At 40.4% G+C, this 25,627-nt stretch carries 20 protein-coding genes; 13 read left to right on the forward strand and 7 right to left on the reverse strand.

Going from position 1 to position 25,627, the window contains the following annotated elements; all coding sequences use genetic code 11:
- Positions 1-350: 350 nt before the first annotated feature.
- Positions 351-2,729, reverse strand: a complete 2,379-nt coding sequence (gene pbpC, locus HMPREF1321_RS04995) for a penicillin-binding protein 1C (RefSeq protein WP_009421660.1) — start codon at positions 2,727-2,729, stop codon at positions 351-353.
- A 293-nt stretch (positions 2,730-3,022) separates the two neighbouring features.
- Between pbpC and HMPREF1321_RS05000 the strand changes: the two genes are divergently transcribed.
- Positions 3,023-3,814 carry a DUF3108 domain-containing protein gene (locus HMPREF1321_RS05000; protein ID WP_009421663.1) on the forward strand — a complete coding sequence of 264 codons (792 nt, stop codon included), beginning with the start codon at positions 3,023-3,025 and terminating at the stop codon, positions 3,812-3,814.
- A gap of 76 nt (positions 3,815-3,890) precedes the next feature.
- The gene (locus tag HMPREF1321_RS05005) at positions 3,891-6,326 is read left to right on the forward strand and encodes a tetratricopeptide repeat protein (protein WP_009421667.1); all 2,436 of its coding nucleotides are present in this window, start codon (positions 3,891-3,893) and stop codon (positions 6,324-6,326) included.
- A 175-nt stretch (positions 6,327-6,501) separates the two neighbouring features.
- On the opposite strand, the gene HMPREF1321_RS05010 is transcribed toward HMPREF1321_RS05005, so the two are convergent.
- Both HMPREF1321_RS05010 and HMPREF1321_RS05015 read right to left on the reverse strand, forming a co-directional pair.
- Entirely contained in the window at positions 6,502-7,368 is an 867-nt protein-coding gene (locus HMPREF1321_RS05010; RefSeq protein ID WP_009418887.1) for a geranylgeranylglycerol-phosphate geranylgeranyltransferase, read from the reverse strand.
- Between the two features lie 28 nt (positions 7,369-7,396).
- Positions 7,397-8,719 (reverse strand): lytic transglycosylase domain-containing protein, encoded by a 1,323-nt coding sequence (locus HMPREF1321_RS05015; RefSeq protein WP_009421664.1) that lies wholly within the window; start codon positions 8,717-8,719, stop codon positions 7,397-7,399.
- Positions 8,720-9,081: 362 nt separating this feature from the next.
- Here HMPREF1321_RS05015 and greA point away from each other — a divergent pair, with 362 nt between their 5' ends.
- The gene (greA, locus tag HMPREF1321_RS05020) at positions 9,082-9,555 is read left to right on the forward strand and encodes a transcription elongation factor GreA (protein ID WP_009410098.1); all 474 of its coding nucleotides are present in this window, start codon (positions 9,082-9,084) and stop codon (positions 9,553-9,555) included.
- A 26-nt stretch (positions 9,556-9,581) separates the two neighbouring features.
- Positions 9,582-9,968 (forward strand): HIT family protein, encoded by a 387-nt coding sequence (locus HMPREF1321_RS05025; RefSeq protein ID WP_009410100.1) that lies wholly within the window; start codon positions 9,582-9,584, stop codon positions 9,966-9,968.
- A gap of 83 nt (positions 9,969-10,051) precedes the next feature.
- Here the strand turns inward: HMPREF1321_RS05025 and trxA are convergent, their stop codons facing one another.
- Both trxA and HMPREF1321_RS05035 read right to left on the reverse strand, forming a co-directional pair.
- Complete coding sequence (trxA, locus tag HMPREF1321_RS05030) at positions 10,052-10,372, reverse strand: thioredoxin (protein WP_009418004.1); 321 nt, start codon at positions 10,370-10,372, stop codon at positions 10,052-10,054.
- A gap of 107 nt (positions 10,373-10,479) precedes the next feature.
- Positions 10,480-11,280, reverse strand: a complete 801-nt coding sequence (locus HMPREF1321_RS05035; protein ID WP_009421672.1) for a DUF4476 domain-containing protein — start codon at positions 11,278-11,280, stop codon at positions 10,480-10,482.
- 262 nt (positions 11,281-11,542) lie between these two features.
- Between HMPREF1321_RS05035 and HMPREF1321_RS05040 the strand changes: the two genes are divergently transcribed.
- On the forward strand, positions 11,543-11,986 hold the full coding sequence (locus HMPREF1321_RS05040; RefSeq protein WP_009413403.1) for a lipocalin family protein: 444 nt from the start codon (positions 11,543-11,545) through the stop codon (positions 11,984-11,986).
- Positions 11,987-12,059: 73 nt separating this feature from the next.
- Here the strand turns inward: HMPREF1321_RS05040 and HMPREF1321_RS11855 are convergent, their stop codons facing one another.
- The gene (locus tag HMPREF1321_RS11855) at positions 12,060-12,266 is read right to left on the reverse strand and encodes a hypothetical protein (RefSeq protein WP_157461789.1); all 207 of its coding nucleotides are present in this window, start codon (positions 12,264-12,266) and stop codon (positions 12,060-12,062) included.
- Positions 12,267-12,324: 58 nt separating this feature from the next.
- On the opposite strand from HMPREF1321_RS11855, the gene HMPREF1321_RS05045 reads away from it, so the two are divergent.
- The 3 genes from HMPREF1321_RS05045 (at position 12,325) to HMPREF1321_RS05055 (ending at position 18,992) form a co-directional block, all read left to right on the forward strand.
- Positions 12,325-13,191, forward strand: a complete 867-nt coding sequence (locus tag HMPREF1321_RS05045; protein ID WP_009421662.1) for a lysophospholipid acyltransferase family protein — start codon at positions 12,325-12,327, stop codon at positions 13,189-13,191.
- A 533-nt stretch (positions 13,192-13,724) separates the two neighbouring features.
- Positions 13,725-16,007 (forward strand): GH92 family glycosyl hydrolase, encoded by a 2,283-nt coding sequence (locus HMPREF1321_RS05050; protein WP_009421658.1) that lies wholly within the window; start codon positions 13,725-13,727, stop codon positions 16,005-16,007.
- Between the two features lie 87 nt (positions 16,008-16,094).
- Positions 16,095-18,992: a VIT domain-containing protein gene (locus HMPREF1321_RS05055; protein WP_009421659.1), complete on the forward strand. Its 2,898-nt coding sequence runs from the start codon at positions 16,095-16,097 to the stop codon at positions 18,990-18,992.
- Between the two features lie 90 nt (positions 18,993-19,082).
- Here HMPREF1321_RS05055 and HMPREF1321_RS05060 read toward each other — a convergent pair whose 3' ends face one another.
- On the reverse strand, positions 19,083-20,477 hold the full coding sequence (locus HMPREF1321_RS05060; protein WP_034575729.1) for a DUF5723 family protein: 1,395 nt from the start codon (positions 20,475-20,477) through the stop codon (positions 19,083-19,085).
- A 425-nt stretch (positions 20,478-20,902) separates the two neighbouring features.
- On the opposite strand from HMPREF1321_RS05060, the gene HMPREF1321_RS05065 reads away from it, so the two are divergent.
- From HMPREF1321_RS05065 to HMPREF1321_RS05090, 5 genes are all read left to right on the forward strand, one after another.
- On the forward strand, positions 20,903-21,235 hold the full coding sequence (locus HMPREF1321_RS05065) for a hypothetical protein (protein WP_002673357.1): 333 nt from the start codon (positions 20,903-20,905) through the stop codon (positions 21,233-21,235).
- A 251-nt stretch (positions 21,236-21,486) separates the two neighbouring features.
- Positions 21,487-22,587 carry an efflux RND transporter periplasmic adaptor subunit gene (locus HMPREF1321_RS05075; RefSeq protein ID WP_009421666.1) on the forward strand — a complete coding sequence of 367 codons (1,101 nt, stop codon included), beginning with the start codon at positions 21,487-21,489 and terminating at the stop codon, positions 22,585-22,587.
- A gap of 116 nt (positions 22,588-22,703) precedes the next feature.
- Positions 22,704-24,101 carry an efflux transporter outer membrane subunit gene (locus HMPREF1321_RS05080; protein ID WP_009421670.1) on the forward strand — a complete coding sequence of 466 codons (1,398 nt, stop codon included), beginning with the start codon at positions 22,704-22,706 and terminating at the stop codon, positions 24,099-24,101.
- A gap of 157 nt (positions 24,102-24,258) precedes the next feature.
- Positions 24,259-25,074 (forward strand): DNA alkylation repair protein, encoded by an 816-nt coding sequence (locus HMPREF1321_RS05085; RefSeq protein WP_009421661.1) that lies wholly within the window; start codon positions 24,259-24,261, stop codon positions 25,072-25,074.
- A gap of 137 nt (positions 25,075-25,211) precedes the next feature.
- Positions 25,212-25,627, forward strand: a 416-nt coding sequence (locus tag HMPREF1321_RS05090) for a Type 1 glutamine amidotransferase-like domain-containing protein (protein WP_009421669.1), incomplete at its 3' end; no start/stop codon positions are given.

The raw sequence follows: 25,627 nt of genomic DNA on the forward strand, positions 1-25,627 counted from the left end.
ATAGAAAGGGTGTGTAAAAAGTTGATTCATAATATAATACAACAACGCTAAAAATGTTAAAAACGGGGTTTCGAGGCGAAAGAAAAAGAATCCTCACCCCGTCCCTCTCCCAAGGAGAGGGGGAGTGTAGTGACGGAAAAGGAGAAAGTAATGATGAGTGAACGAGAGATGAATGACGAAGGGAATGTGATGAAAATCTGTTGCTGGTTATCTTCAAAGGGGGAATTAGTGACGGGAAGGTTAAATGTATTTAACTTTACCAAAGGTCGTAGGACAACAGACAATTAGGGGAAGACGGATATAAATTGGTAAATTGATAAATTAGCAAATTAGCAAATAGATAAATTGGGTTATCGGCATATGATGGTAATGGCTCTTTCTTCGCCTTTTTCGTTGATGATACGCAGGGTGTGATTGCCTTTGGGGGCAAAGATATTCATTTCGTGAAAGGTTTCGGTGGTGCCGAGAAAAGCATCGTCTAAATACCAAAAAACCTTGCCTTCGCGATTGGCAGCCTTCGCTGTAAAGGGTTGTTGCTCGCCTCCAAAAGTTTTAGTGGTGTAGAGTACGCTTTGGTGTTTGGGGTAAACAAAATCCAAGCCCCTTTGCAGATTGCCTTGTGTGCAATCGGGACGTAGGGGAGGAAGTGGCTTGTAGTGAATGTGTTGCTGTTTGTAATACCATTCCATTACGGGAGGTAACACGAACCACGCTTTGTTTACAATGTTTTGTGGAGATTCGCACGAAGTGTTTACTTGGTACTGCTCGTCACGGTCGAGGTGTACGAGCTTATGATAAGGACATTGCCCCACTTCCTTAGGAGCGAGATTGCTGAGTACTGTTTGCTTAGGGCATTCGGGTTTGGCAAGGAAACCAGAATTGGCACAGACGGATACCTCGCGCAGGTCGTCTAAGGGTTCTGAAAACCACGAAGTAGGAGGGAGGGCATTGAAGATACTGAACATTACCGGAGCGGCATAGGTAGCCCCTGTGAGGGTGGGACGTCCTTCGCCTGTGGCATTGCCTACCCACACAGCCACCACATATTGAGGCGTAGCACCAATCGCCCACGCATCTTTATTGCCAAAGCTGGTACCCGTTTTCCACGCTATCTTGCGCGATGACTCGTAGTAGCGCCACGCTATATCATCAGTAGGGCGGTTCACTTCCTTCATTGCACTAAACATCTTGTAGAGCGCTCCCGCCCTGAGTGTAGGTAGTTCGCGAGTGTTTTTTCCGAAATCTAAGGGGGCAGTATCGGTATAACGCAAGTGCTGAAATTCCTTAGTTCGATAGTGCTGAGTGCGCGCAAAGACTTCCGTTTCCGAAGCCAGATTGGTATATGCCTGTGCCAAATCCCACAGATTGCTCTCGGCACCTCCGAGGATAATGGAAAGACCATAATGGTCGGGGTGGCGGTTGATGTTTTTCAGTTGCAAGTGTTGTAACACATCGTAGAAACGATAGGTAGTAAACTGCTTTAAGAGCCATACAAATGGAATGTTTAGCGATTTGGCTAAAGCCATATCGGCAGAGACAGCACCTTCAAAACTATTGCTAAAATTCTGAGGTGAATAACCTCCTATTTGAGTAGGAACATCGGGTACTAACTGGGTGGGGAGGAGTTCTCCCTCGTGCAACATTGCTGCATAGAGAAAAGGTTTGAGCACACTGCCTGTACTGCGAGGTGCGTGCACGATATCCACATCTTTTTGATGATCGGTATCGGTAGGGGTATTGCCTACGTAAGCGAGCACTTTTCGTGTTTTCACTTCTACCACCAAAGCTGCCATATTATAGATTTCGGATTGCGAGTAGTGGGTGTAATACCCTGCTACAAGGCTGTTTACCTTCTCTTGCAAGTTTAACGACACCGTAGAGCTAATGCGCTCGCCTTCTTGGGTTTTAGAAGCAAAAATAAGCAGGTGAGGCGCAAGTTGTGGAATAGGGTGAGGTTCAGCAGGAAGAGGTTCTAAAAGCGCCAAATCGTATGTTTCTTTATCGATAATATTTTTAAGGAGAAGTTTGTAAAGCAACGCATTGCGTTTCTGCAAGAGACGTTCTTGGTTCTTACCAGGAAAGATAAGGCTGGGTGCATTAGGAAGGACTGCCAGCGTAGCCGATTGTGCCCACGAAAGCTGATGAGGAGCGACACCAAAGTAACGCCAGGCTGCCATATCGAGTCCCACAACGTTGCCACCAAAGGGCGCGTGAGAGGCGTAGAGTTTGAGAATACTCTCCTTAGAATAGCGGAACTCCAATCGGGTAGCCCATATCATTTCAATAAGTTTCTCGAAATAAGTGCGCTGTTGGTGCTCACGAGCGATGCGTATCACCTGCTGGGTGAGCGTACTGCCCCCGCGCTGTACTTTACCACTACTCACATTGCGATAGAGAGCCTTGGCTACCGATATGGGATTTACCCCCCAATGGTAATAAAAATGAGCATCTTCGAACTGCAATACCGACATTTTAAAGCGGTAGGGCACACTGTCTACTTCGGGGAAACGCCATTGTCCGTCGTCCGCAATCTTAGCCCCAAGTAATTTACCCTCGCTACTTTCCAACACCGTAGCATAAGGTTGTGGGAAGAGCTGACGAGGTAGACAGAAAGCATACCACACAAGGCATAGCACTGCTATCGCTGTTTTGATAGGGTGGTGGCGGAGTTTTTGCTTTGTTAAGAAAAGGATATGTAAAATTTTATTTTTCAATTGTTTTTGCGTCACGGATTTTGTAAAAGCCTAAGAGACTTTGACAAAGAGTTTTTAAAGTCTCTCACGGATTACGCGGAAGCCCCCAAACCCTCGAAAGGAGACAATCCACGAAGGGATTTATAATTAGTGTTATATATTGAAATACTATTGATTAACGCTATCATAACACGAATAACCTATAAAAAATCGGGCAAATGTAACATAAAAAAATGAGATGGAAGTCACAAGGCTGTTGAAAAGTGGCACGTTAATTGCTCTTTGGCACATTAATTTATTGTCTTATTGACAGATTAACACGTTAATATATGAAACATTTAAGTATTGTTATTGTCTTTTTTTCGTTATTAGTAAGCCCCATAGTAGGGGCTCAAACTGCTGAACTACCTTTCAAAGGAGGAGAATGGTTGCGTTTTAAAGTAAAATATGGTGTATTTAACGCCAGCATTGCTACAATGGCAGTTAATGAAGAGATGTATAACGGCGAAAAGGTGTTTCACGCAGTGGGTAAAGGTGCCACTACTGGTTTGGCACGTATATTTTTCAGAGTAGATGATACTTATGAGAGTTATTTTGGCATAACAGATGGCAAACCACGACTTTTTATAAGAAATATTTACGAAGGAGGATACACTAAATACCTCAAAATGTATTTTAATCATACTAGCAATAAGGTAAAAATAAACAATGTAGAAAACGGTAATATTACCGAAATAAACTTTCAGCCAGGTTTACACGATGTAATATCAGCGTTCTACGCACTTCGTCATCACCCTGATATCGAAAATATGAAAGTAGGGGGGCAGATATCTATGGATATGATTTTTGATGATGACGAGGTATACAAGTTCAAACTAAAACTATTAGGTCGCGAAAAAGTAAAGACACATTTTGGTACGGTTAATACCTTAAAGTTCTGTCCGTTAGTACAAGATGGGCGCGTGTTTAAGGAAGAAGAAAGCATCACGATGTGGATTACTGACGACAAGAATAAAGTGCCTGTGAAGCTAAAAGCCTCGTTGCGTGTAGGTTCGTTGGTAGCTGAGCTTGATGGCTTTAATAATCTTAAAAATGACACAAATTTGAAAAAAAAGAAATAATTGTGTAGTTAGTTTATTTTTTTTACGTATATTTGTCGCCTCAAAGCGTAAGTAATCAAAAATAAACAAATATACTATGAAAAACTTGTTTTTAGCAATCTCTGTTTTTCTTGCTACGTTATCGTATGGGCAAGATGCGAATGTGAAAAAACTTATCAAACTTGCCGAGAAGGGAGATGTACAAGCACAAACTGAATTAGCTGATGCTTATTTTAAAGGAAAGGGCGTAAGACGCTCTTATCAGGAAGCCGTAGTATGGCTTGAAAAAGTAGCCGAGACAGGCGATTTGAATGCACAATACCAGTTGGCACAATGCTATTTTAACGGTAAAGGCGTACCAAAATCACCACAAAAAGGAGTGGAATGGCTCACCAAAGTAGCCGATGCGGGTAACCCCGAAGCGCAACGTGAGTTGGCACTATGCTACCGCGATGGCAAAGGCGTAGAGCAATCGAAAGAGAAGTATTATGCACTTATAGAGAAGCACGCTGAGAAAGAGAACCCTGAAGTGCAGTTAGACCTTGCTAAGGCGTACCACTCAGGTGAAGGAGTTACTAAAGATGTGAATAAGGCTAAGTATTGGGCAGAACAAGCTTCAAAAAACGGCAATTCAGAAGCTGAGATGCTATTAGCTTCTTGGACATATGAAGTCAATGCATCAAACCCAGAAGCAATAAAGCGTTTAACCCAAGTGGCTAATAAAGGTAATACCGAAGCACAAAGAATGCTTGCCGATGCTTACTTAGAAGGTAAAGGCGTAGAAAAATCGGAAGCTAAAGCTATTGAAATGCTTGAAAAAGCAGCCAAAGGAGGCGATGCTGAAGCACTGTACCAATTAGGAAACTTTTACTTCTATGGCAACAGTCCGCTTATAGGGAAATACTACAAGAAAGCGATTAATTACTATACCCAAGCCGCTAACAAAGGCAATGCAGTAGCACAAGCACAGTTGGCACTTTGCTTCTACAATGGTATAGGCACCAACGCTTCCCCAAAAGAAGCTTTCAGTTGGATACTCAAATCAGTAAATACCAATCCTACTCCTAAAGCGCAAAATAACTTGGGGGTATGTTATGCAGTGGGGATAGGAGCACACCCCTCAAACGCACAAGCCTTAGAGTTCTTCCAAAAAGCCGCTGAAGCAGGTGATGTAACAGCGCAATACAATTTAGGAAATATTCTTTTGCAAGAGGGACAGTTAGACGTTAAAAAAGGCTTTGACTACCTCGAGAAAGCAGCTGCGGCTAATCATCTTTTAGCACTTAAGAAATTAGGTGATTTATACTTCAACGGGAAATACACCAACCAATCGTTTGAACGAGCCTTTGAATATTATACTAAGGCTTCTAAACAAACACCTACTCCACAAAAGGAAATGTTAGACTACTTCTACCAAGGACAAGAAGAAGCGTATGCCGATGTGTTATACAATCTTTCACAATGCTATGCCGAAGGTAAAGGAGTGAAGAAATCGATGAGAGAAGCTAGCAAGTGGGCAGTAAAAGCTGCTGGGCTTTCTAATAAATACGCTTTTGATTGGCTTAATAAAATAGTTGAAAAGAATGACCCAAAAGAGAGTCCGGAAGTGATATTGGCAGTAGCTGATGGTTATTTCTATGCTAAAGGGACAAGTAAACAAAATGATAAAGCCTTTCCACTCTATGAAAAATTAGCCAAACAACAAGATAATACCACTGCACAAAAACGTTTGATGGAGTATTATTTTGAAGTAAAGAATCCAGATAAGAACGATGAGAAAGCAGTTTATTGGGCAGAGAGAGTGGCTAAGAAAGGAGATGCTTCTACTCAATTCAGCTTAGGGAAATACTATATGACAATGGTACCCGATGTGAAGCCACAACCGGCAACTCCAGCTCCTAAACCAACACCTAAAAAGCCAGCAGCTACCGCTACGCCTACTGTTGCTGTTACCTCATCACACAGTATAGAACCTAATAGTCCTGAAGCCGAAGCACGTGCTGAGTTACTTCGCAGACAAAGAGGAGGCAAGAATGTTACCCCAGCTAAACAACAATATGCTGTGAGAGCAAGTACACGACCTGCCGTAGCACAAAACGCTCCGAAAACGCCTATGAAACACCTCAATGAAACCAAAGGGGTACATTGGCTTGCTAAAGCAGCTGAACAAAACAATGTGGAAGCACTTAATGAGTTAGGCTCTTATTATTTTGAGAAGCAAAATTTTGGTCAGGCATTGGCTAACTTCCAAAAGTCGGCACAACGTGATTACGCTCAAGGACAATACAACTTAGCTAACTGTTATTACAATGGGAATGGTATAGACCGTTCGTATGAGAAAGCCGCTAATTACTACAAATTATCTGCACGTAAGGATTATGCTCCTGCGCAATTCCGTTTAGGGCATTGCTATTATCACGGTGAAGGCATAGAACAATCGGATAGTAGAGCTGCCGATTGGTTTGAACAAGCTTGCGATAACGGTGAGAAGAAAGCTTGCGATATGCTGAAAGTAGTTACCGCTAAAAAGTAAACTCTCCTTTTTCAAATAATAAATGCGGAAAGAGCTGTCTTATTAAGACAGCTCTTTTTGTTATTTAGCGAGAGTTTGATGTAAGAGAGAAGTAACTATCCAAAGGATTACTTTGGTAGAGTAGTGTAACTGCAAAAGTGTTTGAATATTAATAAATCGTTACATTGAACTGATATTATTTTATAGTAAGTGCTACGCTGAATATGCCTGCTACTAATATCAATTTAAGCATATTGTGGAGCAATGCATAATGTTTTTGATCTTTACTTCGCCAGAGAAGACATACAAAAATACATAAATATATAAGCATAAACCATAGAAAATAGGTTAAATTCCCTATCGAAAAATAATTGAGCAATACGTAAATAGGTAAGGTGCACAACACGACGCTTAGGGTAATGAGCTTTTTGGAAAAGGACTCTCCATAAACTACGGGTATAGTAGCGTAGTTATGAGCCAAATCTCCTTTAATATTTTGTAAATCTTTAATAAATTCCTTGATAAGGATAAGCAAAAAGATGAGTAGGGCGTGTACGAAAATTATCGCCTCGAAGTTGCGGTAATACACAAAGATGGCAAAGAAGGGTATAATAGCTAATATTGCCGAAGTGAGGTTGCCAAAAAATAATAATTTCTTGATACGGTGAGAATAGAGCCACATCGTGAAGATATATCCTGAGAAGAAAATCACTGCTCTGAACGATACATAACTGGCTACAATTACTGAAAGGAAGTTGAGCAAAAAGTAAAGAGTGAGTTTAGTATTTTGACTTACCAGATGGTCTATCATTGTTTTGGTTGGCTTATTGATAAGGTCTTTTTCTTTGTCGTAAAAACCATTGATAATATAGCCTCCTGCGATAGCCAAGGCTCCTGCAATGACGAGCATCAGTAAAGAATCGTCAAAAATTACCTCACGCCAAGGTTTATGCGAAAGCACAAAGATAGCAGCTAAATATTGGGCGAGGCATACTATCACTATATTATAACCTCGTACAGCCGAAAAAATTCCGATGAGCTTTAATAAGGTAGTTCTCCTCATTATGCGTATGTTTTGTGCTTGTTAGCCGTTACCTATAGATAGAGAGCCGTTGTCCTACACGAATATTACTGCCCTTGATACGATTCCAGCGTTTGAGATTAGAAACCGTTACACCGTGCCGTGTAGCAATCTTTCCTAAATTATCTCCTTTCTTTACTGTGTATATTGTTTTCTTAGAAGACCTGCCTCCTGCATATTGGTCGCCTTTTACTACTTGAGGGAGAGGTTGCTCACGGTTTGCTTTCTCTTCATTAAGGTAAGCATAGATAGCCTCTTCGTTAGCTACAAACTTACCTATCTCGGAAATAGGTAAGCGCACGGCGTAGTTACGACCTTCAACATAAGGGACAACATCTAATTGATAGGAAGGGTTAAAAAACTGAATATCTTTTACGTCCATACCTGTAATATCAGAAATATCTTTAAAAGATATAGCTTGCTTTACGCGGATAGTATCGGTTTCAAAAACGTGATTAGCGCGCTTTTGAGGTTTGAAGCCGTGTTCTTTGGCATATTCAAAAATATAGAGAGTTGCCAAGAAAGCCGGTACATATCCAGCGGTTTCTCTGGGAAGATAAGGGCGCAAATTCCAATAGTTAGTCTTGCCATTGGAACGGCGAATGGCTTTGGTTACATTACCTGGTCCTGAATTGTAAGCGGCGAGTGTTAAATCCCAGTCACCAAATATTTTATAGAGTTCATTTAGGTATTTTGCAGCTGCTTTGGTAGAGCGAATGGGGTCGCTACGCTCATCAACATAGTTATTTACTTCTAAGCCATAACCTTTACCTGTACTGTACATAAACTGCCATAAGCCTGTAGCTCCTGCACGCGAACGAGCCTTAGGGTTTAGAGCCGACTCGATAATGGCTAAATACTTCATCTCCAAAGGAATCTTTTGATTACTCATCTCTTGTTCAAACATCGGGAAATAATAATCACTAAGAGTCATTAGGCGCTCTAAAGAAGAACGGCGATTTTTGAGGAACGACTTGATTACCTGTTCCAAGATAGGATTATACTCTACATTGAAAGGAGTTTTCTGGTTAAGTTTCTCTAATCGTTTTTTGAGGACTTCAGTGGGAAGTTCGTCGTAGGTTACATCGGTGGGGGTAGTAGCAATATCTTCACTCATTTGCTCGAATAAATCGGAATTAGAGAGTTCTTTTAGCCATTTTTCATCGTATTTTCTTGCCTTAGGGTTGTCGTTTAGTTTGCGAAGAGCTTCGCGTTTGTTGTTAGCAATAGTTTGATTGATGGTATCTTTGGAGAACGAGCTCTGTGCTTCAACGGATAAACTACCGATTAAAAAACAAAAAAGAGTTCCCAATGTATATTTTTTAAGTGTCATATTATTGTTGAGTGTTTTTTAACTTAGATTTAGCAAGGGGACAAAGTTATTAAAAATATTGAAATGCAACAAATATATAGTTATTTTTTTCAAAATCCTCACTGAATTGATACCAAAAGTGTGCCAAGATTTGTTTGTTTTGTGTAGAGGTGTTTTTTGGATAGGAGGTAGCTTATACAAAACTTATGTTAATTGGCATTAGTGATTTTATATTTGATATCAAAAGAAGAAAAGCGTACTACTTTGTTATAAAAAGTTTGTCAGTTTAAAAAAAAGTATTACCTTTGCCCGCAGAAATCCTCAGAGAGACTATTTGAGGATTTTTTATTTTTATATAAACATAACAACATTAAAAGGATATTATGAAGAAAGTATCATATTACACTGCTGAAGGGCTGAAAAAGCTTCGTGATGAGCTCAATCAGCTGAAAGATGTGGAGCGCCCTCGTGCTTCTCAAGCTATTGCTGAGGCACGTGACAAAGGAGACCTTTCAGAAAACGCTGAGTACGACGCTGCTAAAGAAGCGCAAGGTTTATTGGAAATGAAGATTGCCAAACTCGAAGAATTGGTAGCTAATGCCCGCATTATCGATGAATCACAACTTGATGTGAGCAAAGTGCTTGTGCTCTCTACCGTAAAGTTGAAAAATCTGGCTAACAAGATGCAGATTACTTATACCCTTGTAGCAGAAAGTGAAGCCGACCTAAAAGCAGGGAAAATATCGGTGAGTTCGCCTATTGGCAAAGGGCTCTTGGGCAAATCAGTAGGTGAAATAGCTGAGATTAAGGTACCTAATGGCACTCTTAAATTGGAGATTTTAGAAATAAGTAGATAAACAATTGAGAATTAACAATTAAAATTATGAGTATTTTTACAAAAATTATCAATGGGGAAATTCCTTGCTACAAAGTAGCGGAAGACGATGAGTTTATCGCTTTTTTCGATATCAACCCTAATGCCAAAGGGCATACCCTTTGTGTGCCTAAACAAGAAATCAGCTATATTTTTGATATGGATGACGACCATTATCTGCGCTTGATGGCTTTCTCAAAACGTGTAGCCAAAGCTCTTGAAAAGGTAGTACCTTGCGAGCGTATAGGCGTAGCAGTTGTAGGTCTTGAAGTGCCTCACGTACACGTGCACCTCATTCCTATCAGCGAGATGAAGGAAATGACCTTCCAACACAAAGTAAAACTTACCGATGAAGAGTTTAAAGCGCTTGCGCAGAAAGTAAGAGAAGCGTTTTAGCCTTAAAGAAGACAATACAAAAAAGGCTATCAACAACTTATTGTAATTGTTGATAGCCTTTTTTGTTGTAACACGACAAGCAATTAAGACAATAATCCGTCTAATGCATCGGTGTAAGTCTTTTTAGGAGCTACTCCCACTTGGCGACCTACTACCTCTCCATTTTGAAATACCAATACGGTAGGGATATTGCGAATGCCATATTTAGCAGCAAATTCTTGGTTGTTATCCACATCTACTTTGCCTACTACTACTCTACCTTCGTATTCTTTAGATATTTCTTCTATAACGGGAGCGAGCATACGGCAAGGACCGCACCACACTGCCCAAAAGTCTACTAATACAGGCTGGGTACTTTTAAGCACCAAGTCTTCAAAATTTCCATCTGTTATTTCTAATGCCATACTAATATGTTTTTATATTGTAATTAAATTTGAGGCAAAGATACAAACTTTATTAAAAATACAAAACCTCACGGTAATAGTTTTTTGTTATACTACTATAACGTTTGTTATCTGCGCACTGATTGTAGGAACTCTGATAGTTTCTTTTTACCAGATGGGAAAGTGAATTTGGCTTGCAACTGGTAATAGTTTTGAGGGTCGACTACATTAGGATAGGCTTCTTGTGCGATGATGAGTTTATTGTCGTCAAAAGAAAGTTCTTCCATCAGTTCACCTATTTGCTCAGTGGTAAACGATACGATATTCTTTTGGGCACGGAAGAAAGCCAGCTTGTCTTTATCGAAAGTTTCGTCCTTGTACATCTTAAAGAAGTTATTAAAATCACCTTGACGCATCATAGGAGCACCTCCATAGCCTCCACCGTATGAGCGATTCCACACATCATTCCATTGACGACCGTGATAGGAGGGCTGATTGTTGTTCAAGCTAATTTCGTCTAACAAATAGAGTCCTTCGCGTGAAAAGAAGTCCATTATCATACGGGTGTTGTTACGGGGATTGATAGTTACTCGATAAATGAGTGTACGTCCTTGCCAGATACTGAGTGGTTGAGGGTTAGCTGTTACGTCGAAGAAGCGGTACATACCGGTAGTACTGGTGATTTCTTGGTCGCCTATACTCACTGTAAAGCGGTCGCGTTCAGGAATACGGATAAAGACTTCGGCATAACCGCCGTTATAGTCGTATTCCCAATCGATATTTACTGAGATACCACCCCGCCCAATGACAGCGCGCGCTTGTTTGTTTTGACGGTATTCGTTTTGTAACAAACGACCTGCTGAGCCTACTTCTTGTGCCCAGCTTACTGAGGTTAAAACCCCTAAGCATAGTAATAATAACTTTTTCATAAGTGTATAGTATTTTATGAACTATGTGTAGCGAATTTCGTGCCAAAGACGTTTTTTAGGTAAAAGGTAAGAGGTAAAAGGTAAGAGGTAAAAGGTAAGAGGTAAAAGGTAAGAGGTAAAAGGTAAAAGGTAAAAGGTAAAAAAGTGTCTAATTTGTAATTGCTAAAATAGGAATGTTAAGTAAAATTTAACGATAATTTAACAGAAGAAGAGATGTAAATTCGTACTTTTGCGCTGTTTAATTAATAAAACAATATAGCAAATGAAAAAACTTTTTAAAATGGCTTTAGTAGCCGTAGCAATTTTTGTAACATCGTGTGGAAAATCGGACGATAAAACAAATAATCAAACAAACAATAGCTTAGTAGGAAGTTGGATTATTGAAAGTGAAACAGAAAATGGTGTTGAGAAAGTTCTTGATGAATGTGAGAAGAAAAATACTTACACTTTCACTGCTGACAACAAATATTCTTTAGTTTCTTATGACATCAATCCTACAAACAATCAATGTAAAGAAAGTCAGGAGGAGGGTACTTACACTATTACTGGAAAACAGATTGTTTTAACTGAAAAAGGAGATAGAATAGGAGAAGCTGATGAAGCTACTTTTTCTATAACCAACAACAAACTTACTCTTACTTTTGAAGATTTCAACAAAAGTAGTAGTGTTACAGAAACTACTGTTTATATCTATAAAAGAAAGTAAAATTTCTTTATAAACTAAAAAAGCGCAATACCTCAAGGGGTGTTGCGCTTTTTAATTGGTAATAATGTAAGGGCTAATTGCCATTAGCCCCTACACGTACTAAACAATTAGCCCCTACACGTACTGAAAAGAACTTATTATTAGGGTAATTAGCTTTGCCGGAGGTCGTAGCACGACGGGCGAGTCGTAGCACGACAGGCAAGTTGTAGCACGACAAGCAATTTAAAACTTTGGTAAAGTTTGCTACGAACTTCCTTCCTTGAGAAAATGCAAAAATCACGGATTTACTTTTTTGGATAATATTAAATTATTAACTTTGCCACAAAATTAGGGACAGAATGAATTTATTAATTTATATTATTGCTTATCCTATTGTTTGGGGGATTTCGCGATTGCCTTTTTGGCTTCTTTACAGAGTATCGGATTTCTTTTATTTTATACTTTATACTCTATTGAAATACAGGGTGAAAGTGGTACGCAAGAATCTCCATACGGCTTTTCCTTTTAAAACAGAAGCGGAACTTAGAACGATAGAACGCAAATTTTATCATCACTTTTGTGATACTTTATTAGAAATGGTGAAATCATACGGAATGAGTGAAAAAGAGATGAAGAAGCGTATGGTGTATCCTAATCTTGAAGTGCTCAAAAAGTATGAAGAAGAGGAGCGTAATATCCTCATTATGTGCAGTCATTATGCGAGTTATGAGTGGTTGTTGTCTTTGGCTTATTACCTAAAACATCAATCGTATGCGCTTTATACTCCGCTGAGCAATAAGTATTTTGACAGATTGTTACAAAAAATACGAATGAAACACCACAGTTACCTTTTGCCTCGCTATACGGCGCATAGAGAAATGAAAAAACACAAAGATGCGCACGAGGTATATTGCTATGGTTTTGCTTCTGACCAGATTCCTAATAATAAGAAGAACTATCGGCGTCCGTTTTTAGGGCTTAATGTGCCTGTATTTACAGGGGCGGAACGCTTGGGAAAGGCACTTAATACGGTGATTGTATTTGCTAAAATAGAAAAAGTAAAGCGCGGTTATTACCAAACGACCTTTGAAGTATTGGCGGAAAATCCTACTGAATACGTGGATTTTCAGATAACAGATATGTTTTTTGAACGTATCAATAGGCAGATTTACGACAAACCAGAGTTTTACCTGTGGACGCACAATAGGTTTAAGAGAATGCAATAAGAGTTCGAAAATTAGCAAATGAGGAAATTAGCAAATGAGGAAATGAGGTGCGAGCCGCACGGGCAGTGTGAGCCACACGGGCAGAATTTTTGGCAAAGTGTATACCCCTAAAAGTGACATATATGAGTTATCGGAAGGAAACGGAGAAGAACGGAAGGGAGTTGAGAGGAGTTTTGGTGAGAAAAGGCTATTAGGAGGGTGGTCTTAGCTTATAGAGAGCTTATAGGAAGCTTATACGAATCTTGGACGATTGGTATAGAAAGGGTGTGTAAGTTGTTGATTCATACTATGATACAACAGCATTAAAAATGTTAAAAAAGGGGTTTCGAGGCGAAAGAAAGAGGAAGAGGCAATAGGCCTTAGTCCATAGGCACTAGGGGGAAGTATGAAGGAAAAGAGGAGTGTGGTGACGGGGAAAGTGAAGGTAAAATGAAGGTAAAGAGGGGATATATGACGGTTATCATAACTCATTATAGACCAGATGTTATTAATTTTTAATCCTTGACTCATATTATAAAATAATATCTAATTAAATGAAAATTGTAATTATTAAGATGAAAAAGATATTATACTTTGTGTTTTTGTGTTTGATGATGGCTTGTAACAAGCAGGCAAACACTCCAAAAGAAGAAACTAAACAGGACACTACTTCGGCAGTGCCCGAAACCTCTTACACTGAGTATGTAAACCCACTGATGGGTACGGACTCGAAGTTTAGTTTATCGAATGGGAATACTTACCCTGCTATTGCGGTGCCTTGGGGTATGCACTTCTGGACACCTCAAACGGGCAAAATGGGCGACGGCTGGGCATATCAATATCACGCTGATAAGCTCGTAGGCTTTAAGCAAACCCACCAACCGAGTCCGTGGATTAATGACTATGGGGCTTTTGCACTGATGCCGGTAGTGGGTGACTTGAAAATTAAAGAAGAAGAACGCGCTTCGTGGTTCTCTCATAAGGCAGAAACGACTCAGCCTCACTACTACAAGGTGTATTTAGCCGATTATGATACATCGGTGGAGATTACGCCTACTAGTAGAGCAGCACAGTTCCGCATTACCTTCCCTGAGAGCGATAAGGCTTATTTGGTTTTAGATGCTTATTTTAAAGGCTCGATGGTGCAAGTGTTGCCCAAAGAACGCAAAATTATAGGCTATGCCCGCAACAACAGTGGGGGAGTACCTGAGAATTTTCACAATTACTTTGTGCTTACTTTCGACAAGGATTTTGAGAGCGTACAGACGTGGAGCAACGGCTTTAAGCTGACAAAAAATGCTGAAAGCAAGGGCGAACACACAGGGGCAGTGATAGGTTTCCGCACGAAAAAAGGTGAACAGGTAACCGTAAGAGTAGCTTCGTCGTTTATTTCGCCTGAGCAAGCCCTATTGAACTTGCAAACGGAACTGGGTAATGACACTTTTGAACAGACGAAACAAAAAGCACTTACCCTTTGGGAGAGTGAACTAGGCAAAATACAAGTGGAAGATGAGAATATAGACCATTTGCGCACTTTCTACTCCTGTTTGTACCGCACACTGCTCTTCCCACGCACTTTCTACGAATACAACAAAGATGGTGAAATGGTGCATTACAGTCCGTATAACGGCAAGGTGGAAAAGGGGTATATGTTCACTGACAACGGTTTTTGGGACACTTTCCGGGCAGTATTTCCGCTTTTCAACCTGTTGTATCCTGAGATGAATCAACAGATGATGAAGGGATTGGTGAATGCTTATAAAGAATCGGGCTGGTTACCCGAATGGGCAAGTCCGGGTCATAGGGATTGTATGATAGGATCGAACTCGGCTTCTATCATTGCCGATGCTTACCTGAAAGGGAATATAGACGAGGCTGATGCTGAAATTCTTTTAGAAGCGATGCTGAAGAACGCTACCCAAAACGATGGCAGACCGGTGAAATCGGTAGGACGTGAGGGGGTGAATTACTACAATAGTTTGGGTTATGTACCTTATGATGTGAAGATTAACGAGAATGTAGCCCGCACATTGGAGTACGCTTACGCCGATTATTGCATTGCTCGTATGGCAGAAAAGATGGGTAAGGCGCAGGTTGCTAAACAGTATTACGAACAATCGAAACGATACAAGAATGTGTTTGACCCCGAAACTAAGTGGATGCGAGGCAAGAATAAGGACGGCAAGTTCCAGTCGCCATTTAATCCGCTGAAATGGGGCGATGCGTTTACCGAAGGGAACAGTTTGCACTACACGTGGTCGGTATTTCAGGATATTGAAGGACTTATACAGCTAATGGGAGGCAAAGAGGCTTTTGAAAAGAAGATAGATGAAGTGTTTGAGATGCCACCGCTGTTTGACGATTCGTACTACGGCTTTACCATACACGAAATACGCGAGATGCAACTCATAAATATGGGCAACTACGCACACGGCAATCAGCCCATACAGCACCTTATCTACTTGTATAATTACGCTGGTAAACCTCAAAAAGCACAAGCTAAACTACGGGAAGTGATGGAGAAACTCTATACTCCTACACCCGACGGTTATTGCGGTGATGAGGATAACGGACAGACCTCGGCTTGGTATGTATTTTCAGCCTTAGGCTTTTACCCTGTTACCCCTGCCAGTGATAACTACATACTCGGTAACCCACTGTTTAAAACGGTGAGCTTACAACTGCCTGAGGGCAAGAAGTTTTTAATAAAGAGTGTGGCTTGCAATTCGGATAACAACTTAGTAGAGTACGTACAACTGAACGGCAAGAAAATAGAAGGTTTTGAAGTGCCGTTTGGCGCATTTAGAGAGAATGGGACTTTGACGTTTTTCAGGTAATGAGCAAGTGTGAAAATTAGTAGATTAGTGATTTTGGTACGCTCTTTGATTTACAGACAGTAGTTTCATCAAAACCATTGTTTAGTAATGAGAATCAAGCATTTTTTATCAGCAACAGCTTTACTACTTCCCTTACTGCTAACTGCACAGAAATCGGTAGTGCCAGAGGTGAAGGTAGTGAATGAGCGCAATGCCAACCCGATGGTATTGCAAGACCTTTCGGTAGATATATTAGTGGTAGGACAAACGGCTGTTACTACTATGGAAATGACCTTCTACAACCCCAACACCCGCGTAATGGAAGGTGAATTTCAATTCCCGCTTGCCGACGGACAGCAGGTGTCGCGTTTTGCCTTAGATATCAATGGCAAACTGCGTGAAGGTGTGGTGGTAGACAAAGCCTTAGGGCGCAAAGCCTTTGAGGACATAGTGCGCAGGGGTGTAGACCCAGGCTTATTAGAAAAAACTGAGGGCAACAACTTTAAAGCACGTGTATACCCTATGCCTGCCAAAGGTACTCGTCGTGTGCTCATTGCCTTTGAACAAGAACTACACGAACGAGGCGGACAAGATTACTACTTCTTGCCTATCACGGCTAACGTAACCCTTAAAAACTTCAAGGTGCGTACTGAGGTAGTATCACGCTTTGTAAAGGCAGATATTCAGAACAGTTTGCAATTAGACTTCAAACAAGCGCGCAATAGCTATATCAGTGAGGTGAGCAAGCAAAAATTCACGCTCAACCAGAACATTGCGCTTACTTTCCCGAAAATTGAGAAACCACAAACCATTAGCGCTACCCAAGGCAGTAAAAGCTATTTTTATGGCAATATAGCTTTGAGCGATACCAAAACTAAAAGCAGACCCACTCCTAAGGAAATAGGACTCTTATGGGACGCATCGCACTCAGCAATCCAACGCGACAGAGCAAAAGAATTTGCTTTCTTAGATGCTTATTTTAAGGAACTCAAAGACACTAAGGTAGTACTCAGTACTTTTAATATTCGTTCTGCTAAACCGCTTACTTTTGAGGTGAAAAACGGCAATTGGCAAGCACTGAAATCGCATTTAGAAAGTTTGCAATACGATGGAGCTACCGATGGTAATGCTATTGATTTCAACCTCAAAACAGATGAAATATTACTTTTTAGCGACGGTATTTTTAACTTTGGCAGTAAAGAATTTTCTGTAAACGAAGTGGTAAAACAAGCTAAAATACCGGTGAGTGTGGTGAATGCTTCGGCGGTTGCCAATACTCCAAAAATGCAATACCTCGCTAATGCTACGGGTGGTAGCTTTATAGATTTGACCACCCTCACTACCGAGCAAGCAATAAAAGTAGCACGCACTGTACCTTTCCAACTGCTAGATATAGAAGTGAAAAATGGTAAAGTAACCAAAATCTTCCCACAGAAAGGAGCTACTATTAGCAAAGGTAATTTCGCCCTTGCAGGTGAATTGCAAAGTGAGGAAGCAACCTTAGTACTTAGTTTTGGTTATCCTAAAAAGGTAATGGTACAAAAAGAACTAAAATTTGTAGCAAACCCCGATGCTTCTGAAAGTGAGTTCAATCTTTTGCGCCGTATATGGGCAGAGAAGCAAATTGCACAACTGCAACGAGAAGGTGTTGAACAAAAACAAATAGATGCGGTAGGGCGTGAGTACGGCATTGTAACCGAAGGCAATTCGCTGATAGTATTAGAAACCGTAGAAGATTATGTACGTTACCGCATTATGCCACCTACCGAATTACAGCAGGAATACTCCAAACGCTTAGCAAATGAGCAAAAGCAAAAAGAGGATACTGCTAAGCGTATTTTGGATAGAGTCGTAGAGCAATCGGCTGAACAATCTAAATGGTGGAATACCCAATATCCTCTCAAAGGTAGCAAACCTAAAAATAAAATGGTAATTATGGAAGAAGCGGCATATAGTGAGGATAGTGATGCTATTGCCGAAGTCGCTGCAATAGCGACACCCTCTCAGATAATGGAACGCAGTGCAAGTAAAGATGTTAGCAGTAATGCGATGGCAAAAAGAGCCACCGCTCCACGTAGCACACCAGCACCTGTCTCTGTTCCTACTTCTAAAATAGAGTTCAACGCCTATAACCCCGATACCCCTTATTTAAAGGTAATGGAGTATACTGAGGAAGCAAAAGCGGTAGAAACCTATTACAAACTCAAAAAAGAATACGGTAACACACCTTCCTTTTATGTAGATGTAGCCGACTATTTCTTTAAGAAAGGTAATCGTGAGCAAGCTATCTTGGTAGTTTCCAATTTGGCAGAGCTCGGTTTAGACGACCCTCAGTTGTTGCGTATGTTAGGCTACAAGCTCAGCAACTACAATGCTAAGAAAGAAGCGGTATGGGTATTCCGTAAGGTGGTAACTCTGCGTGAGGAAGAACCACAGTCTTTTCGTGATTTGGGCTTAGCACTTGCCGACGATGGTGCCTATAATGAAGCTGTGAAAAACCTTTATAAAGTAGTTACAAGTGAGTGGAGCAGTCGTTTTGGCGATGTACAAATCGTAACGATGAACGATATCAATAGCCTTGTCGCACGCCACAAGGGTATAGACGTGAGTTATATCGACAAGCGTTTGCTCAAAAAAGAACCCGTAGATGTGCGAGTAGTGCTCAGTTGGGATACTGATAGCTGCGATATGGACTTATGGGTAACCGACCCCAAAGACGAGAAGTGTTACTACCAAAACACTCTTACTTACCTTGGAGGTAAAATCTCACGTGATGTTACTCAAGGCTACGGACCTGAAGAATTTATGCTCAAGAAAGCTGAAAAAGGCAAGTACAAAGTGCAAGTGGATTACTTTGGTACTCGCTCACAAAAGCAACTGATGCCTGTGAACTTGCGTATTACTTTCTATACTCACTATGGTACGCCTCAGCAAAAACAGCAAGAGACCACTGTACGCCTCAGTAATGCCAAGGAGGTGATTGAAGTAGGAAGTTTTGAATTTTAATAGTTAATGCTTAATAATTAAAGATAAAAGGCTGTTCAGTAAATGCTGAACAGCCTTTTCCATTATGAAGTTGTAAAATTAAATTAATAATTAAAGGTCTACGGGGTAAGATTGGTGACCGAAACGAAGCCCAAAGAAGAAGTTAAACTCTTTAGCTGAGCGGGTAAGCACATTGCCTAAAATAGTGCTTGACCCTAATACTAATGGACCTAAGCGCAAGGCAATTCCCACATTAGCTTTTGATACTTGGTTGTATGAAATAGGCAAATAAGCTCCAAAACTATTAGTATCGTAGTGAGGAGTGAGTGAAAGCTCATTGGCATAAGTAGCGTTGTAAAGCTCTTTGTCCTTTGTAGAAGCTATATTCACTTGTCCTGATAAGTTCAAGTAGAATGCATCAACTACGCGATAATCGGCGCTGAGGTTAAAAGTAGAAGGTAGTGATGACCTCAATTTAGAGCCTGTAGCCTTTGTTCCATCAAAGTGATTCTTCAAATTTTCTTCTGATAGGTCGTCTAGACTTAAAGTCGTACTTTGTGTTGCAGGCATTTTGTAGCGGTAAGAGTTCTTATTGGCAGTGTATTGTAAACGCCCGAGATCCATTAGCGAAATCCCTACACGCAAATCGTGAGGATTATTGTGGCAACGAGGGCAACCGTCCTTGCGAAACTCATATGTAGCTCCCAAATCGAAAGCCAAAGTAGTAGCTTCTGAACTAAAATACAACTTGTTTACCTTTACATTGTCGAAATCAACCAAGTCCATTCCACCGTTAAGCACTTCCAAAGTACCGTTAGCCGATTGGATATTCAAGTTTACTTTGTCCTTATCAGTGTCAGGCGTTAGTGTAGCCGAACCTTCAAAGTCTTTAAAACCTACGTAAACATTACCAGAGCCTTGTACCAATTTAGCACTTGCTCCTACTTTCACCGTGTTAGTACCGTCAAAATACACTTCACCTGACCACGAGAAACCTACTTCCGAAAAAGCATTTACCACTATCTCTTGGTCGTTAAGGTTCACTTGGTAAGGGGTTTTGAGTTCCAATTTATCTAAATTACTAACAAATGATTGTAACATTTTTGCATCTACGTTACGTACATTGCCCAGAAGGCGCACGCGAGAGAAAATCCCTACTGTATGCTGGTCGTTTATCTTCACAAAAGCCGAGGGTCCTAACACATCAACGTTTATCTTCGCTTTGATATTGTTATAACCAAAAATAGCATTCTGAGTATCAACGCGTGTGTACTCGTTAAAGCTATCAGTGATATTAGGCGTGAGTTTAATAGCGTTGTTGCCAAAACCAAAGTTCACTGTAGCAATATTAGCGTCCCAAGAACGCTTACTACTAATCATATTCGCAGGATTAGAAGTTACAGGAAAAATACCCGAATAATTGCTTTCTCGAAGCCCTACATACGATTGCTGAGCTTCCACTGCCATTGTTGTTAGAAACAATGCTGATAAAATTACTTTTTTCATTCTATAAAAAACACTTGTTTAAATTGCGCGGCAAAAGTACAATATTTTATCAAATAACAAATAAAGAAGGTCAAAATTATTTGTAGAATTAATTTATAATCGTTATCTTTGCGCTTTCTATCCTGCCATTTACCGCTGAGCTACCTCTTTAAAAACCATATACAGTCTTGTCTGCTTTGCATAGTTCACTACCTGAGTTTCGTTTTAGTTTCGTTTCACCTATGCTTTTAGTAGAGCATACATTCGTCTTTTCTATACCAATCTTCCAAGATTCGTATAAGCTTCCTATAAGCTTCCTATATCTAAGTGCTGATTATCAAAGGTGTTCGTTACTTAAACATAACCTATTAACGGAAGTTTACGAAAGTTATAATACATAAATCGTAATCTTTATTTTGTAGAAGATTTTAAAATTGTTATTTCTTATGAAAAAGATAATTCTCGTAGGATTGAGCCTTCTTGCGCTCTCCTGTCGCACCACACAAAAAGTAGCGCAATCTTCCTCTTCTGAAGAAGAAATGCTTAAAAATATTACGCATAATCTTATTATTAGCTATCAAAATCAAAAAACATTGGCTCATTTGAAAAAAGAAGTACAAAAATATGGTGCAGAGATGCTTTATGAATACAAAATTATCAAAGGAATAGCTATCAAAGTACCCCAAGATAAAGATATTCGTCAGGCAAAAGCCTATTTTTCTAATCTTAAAGGCGTAACAAATGTGGAATACGACCAGATAAACCATATTGACCATTAATCACTAACTATCAATCATTAAAAGCTAACTTTAACAAAAGATTAACGCCTCACGGCACTTGTCTATAAATTTTTTTAGTGTACTTTTGCACTGTAAAAGCAGACCTCACAACGCCACAAAAACAAGGAAGTGTTTTTTGCAAACGCTTCCTTTTTAGTGTATTATTTTTAATAAAATTATCTCTGAGACCTATCCGAATTATCCGACCTGTTTGATAACTAAAACCTCTAATATCTAAAATAACAAACATTATGAATAAAATCTTTTTAGTAGCAACCGCTATCGCAATGGTAGCTTGTAATAATAGAAACCAACAGCAACAGCGACCACAAGGTGCTGTGCCTTACCCTGTAATTATCGTAGGCGAACAAAATACCGTGTCTAACCTTTCTTACCCCGTGAATATCGAAGGGGTGGTGAACAGCGCCGTACAAGCCAAAATATCAGGCTATATTACCAAAGTATTGGTAGACGAAGGTCAGGTGGTTACCCAAGGGCAACCGCTCTTCAAGTTAGAAACTCAAACCCTTAACCAGTCAGCTGCTTCAGCCAAAGCTGCCGTAGAGGTTGCTAAGGTAGAGGTAGATAAACTCGTGCCTTTGGTACAGAAAAATATTGTGAGCCCTATCCAGCTCGCCACAGCCAAAGCCAACTTACAACGTGCCCAAGCTACTTATAACGAGGTAGCCAGCAACATTGGTTTTGCCGTAGTAAAAGCACCTGTAAACGGCGTGGTAGGTGCGATTAACTACCGCGAAGGTGCTTTGGTAACTGCCAATAACACTGTGCTCACTACCGTATCCGACGTGAAAGAGGTATATGCCTATTTTTCAATGAACGAAAAAGAATACCTCGACTTCTTAGACAATACCCAAGGCAAAACCACTGCCGAGAAACTCAAAAACTTACCTGAGGCTTCTTTGGTGTTAGCTAACGGACAAGAATATGCCGAGAAAGGCAAAATACAAGCCGTAACCGGACAAATAGACCCTACTACCGGTAGCATACAATTTCGTGCTACCTTCCCTAACCCTAACAAGTTGCTTACCAATGGCAACAGTGGGACTATCAAGATACCACAACATTTTAGTAACTCACTTGTAATCCCCGAAGTTGCTACCTTTGAGCAACAAGGAAAGGTATTTGTGTACAAAGTAGAGAACGACACCCTCAAACAAGCTATCATCACCCTTAAAAGCCGCGCCGATAACTATGCTGTGGTAGAAAGCGGACTTAAAAACGGTGATGTCATTCTCGCGCAAGGACTTAACAAAGTGCGTACGGGTACTGTTATCAAACCTCAACCTATCTCAATGGATAGCCTTGTCAAGAAAATACAACCAATATTTTAGTGAAGACTGAAAAGTTGCCTTTGCATCGTAAACCTTGCTAAAATTTTAGTGCTTGCCGTGCTACGACCTTTGGCAAAGTCTATGTTAAATATTAATTGTTAATTGAACATTACTGTATGAACAGAATCATTTATAAATCACTGGCTATAGTAACCATAGCCCTCACTCTTTCCGCTTGTGCAGGACGCAAAACCTATGAGCGTCCACAAGCCATAGACGAAAAACTCTTCCGTACTGAAAGTCCCGCTACCGATGCCCAAAGCGATGCTACCCTTTCGTGGCGCAACATCTTCACCGACCCGCTCTTGCAACAACACATCAGCAAGGCACTTTCCAATAACCTCGATGTGCGTGTAGCGATGCAAAATGTAGTTTCAGCACAAGCCTACCTCAAACAAAGTAAGGCAGCTTTTATTCCTACCCTCTCGGTAGGAGCTAACTATACTCGTAGTACCTCCTCATTAAATGCCGGAGGTGGAGCTCCCGACCGTACTTACAACAATCTATTCGATATCGCAGGTAACGCTTCGTGGGAAGCCGACATATGGGGCAAGCTATCCGCTCAAAAACGCGCTTCTTATGCCTCTTATTTAGCAACTTTGGAAGCCCAAAAAGCAGTACAATCCGAGGTAGTCGCTACTTTGGCAACGGCTTATTACCAACTACTGATGCTCGACGAACAGAAAAAAGTACTCGAACAAACTATTGAGTTTCGCACCAAAAGTTTAGAAACTACCAAACAACTCAAAAAAGCAGGTTCTACTACTGAAGTAGCAACCAAACAAATCGAAGCACTCGTGTATAACGCACAGGCGCAACTCATTACTATCAACAATAGCGTTTGGGCATTGGAGAACACCATCTGTGTACTCTTGGGTGAAGAGCCTCATACGATAGAGCGAAGCACGCTTGCTGAGCAACAATTCCCCACTCAGTTTCATCAAGGGTATGCGGTAAGTCTGCTCGAAAATCGTCCTGATGTGGCACGTGCCGAACTAAACTTGCGCAACGCCTTTGAACTTACGAATGTAGCGCGTTCCAATTTCTATCCTACGCTTACTCTTTCCGCTCGTGGAGGTATCAGCAGTACCGAACTCGATACTTGGTTTTCTGCCAAATCAATGTTTGCTAATTTTATAGCAGGATTGGCACAACCTATTCTCAATCGCCGACAAATACGCACCCAATACGAAGTGCAGAAAGCTACTCAAGAAACCGCTTTGCTGAATTTCAAAAAAGCAATTCTTTCAGCGGGCAAGGAAGTATCCGATGCAATGCGTCAATTCAGTTCGCAAGGCGAATTCATTCAACTCAAAACCCAAGAAATGAAAGCCTATCAAGAAGCTACCGATTATTCCAAACAATTGTTCGATAGCGGTATGGTGAATTATTTAGAGGTCATCACTGCCGAAGTAAACCGCCTCAATGCCGAGCTTAGTGTAGCCAACGCACAGTTTACCCGTATGCAGTATGGCATTACCTTGTATAAAGCCCTTGGTGGCGGTTGGAGGTAGGAAAAAGAGCATAGGTTTTGCATACTTTGTTAAAGTTAAAAAAGCGATTTATAAGTTGCCATTGCTCTAAAAATCTGAACCGTCAGAAAGCTTAGAAAACCCTTGCTATCTCATTTCTTATAGCTTGTGCCTAATATAACTATAACTTAGTTATACAATGAACATAGAAATTATCAAAAACAGAAAAGGAGCTCAAAAGGCTGTTGATATCCCTTCCGAAGTGCTTTCACTATTAAATGCAGGGAGTATAGAAACGGTAAACCTTACCGAATGGTTGGCTGTAGACCATTCTCAGCTAGTAAAATCTGTTTTTCCTGCTTTGGGAATTGATAAAAATATCATTGAAGAGTTGGTTTGCCAAATCAATCAGCAAAAGAAACCTTCTACAATGAATACTATTAAGCTCATAGGAGCATTGCTATACAAAAAATATGCAAATACTAACTTATATGAACCTTTGTTTGAGCAACTCAGCACTCATTTATCCGATTCTGTGCGCTGTTATGCTTGTTATTTGGTAGCATTGCATACTGATACCCCTTTGGAAGACAAGTTACACAAATTAAAACCCTTGGTAGCCGATAGTCATTTTGGCGTTCGTGAGGTGATTTGGATGGCGTTACGTCCCGAAATGAGCGAGCATTTAGACTTTTCAATTGCTTTTCTTTCTCATTGGGCAGAGAGTGAGAATGAAAATATACGAAGGTTTAGTACAGAAGCCTTGCGTCCGCGGGGTGTTTGGTGTGCTCATATAGAGGCTTTGAAAGAAAAGCCAGAATTATATTTGCCTATATTAGATAAATTGAAGTCTGATAAGGCAAAGTACGTGCAAGATAGTGTAGGGAACTGGCTGAACGATACCAGCAAAACCCGCCCTGATTTCGTAACAGCACTATGTGAGCGTTGGGAAAGTGAAAGTCCTACCAAAGAAACTAAATATATTGTAAAAAAGGCACTGAGAAGTATTCTCTAATAAGATTAGGAAAATGAAAACACTCATTATAGTAACACACCCTCATATAGAGGAATTGTTACCCTCTCTCTGGTGGCGAGCTTGCAGCTTGTGCCTCCCTTATCCTATTTGTCCAATAACAGCAATTATTATCATAAATGAAAAGATTATTTTTAACCTCATCATTCAGTTCAGTAGCAAAATTATTTGAAGATTTTGCAGGTGAACCCGTAAAAGGAAAGAAACTAGCATTTATTCCAACAGCAAGTTTGGTAGAAGAAGTGCGTTTTTATGTCGATGACGATAGAAAAGCCTTTGAAAAATTAGGTCTTATCATAGAAGAATTAGAAGTTTCTACCGCTACTACCGAAGAAATAGCTACAACATTAGAGCGAAATGATTATATTTTTATCTCTGGAGGAAATACTTTCTACCTAATGCAGGAACTAAAAAAGAAAGGAGCCGACAAACTACTTATTGAACAAATTAATAATGGAAAGTTGTACATAGGTACTTCAGCAGGTTCTGTCATTGCCTCTCCTACTGTTGAATTTGTTAGTGATATGGACGAAAC

Origin of the sequence: Capnocytophaga sp. oral taxon 412 str. F0487, from assembly GCF_000271925.1 — a bacterium.
Classification (GTDB): domain Bacteria; phylum Bacteroidota; class Bacteroidia; order Flavobacteriales; family Flavobacteriaceae; genus Capnocytophaga; species Capnocytophaga ochracea.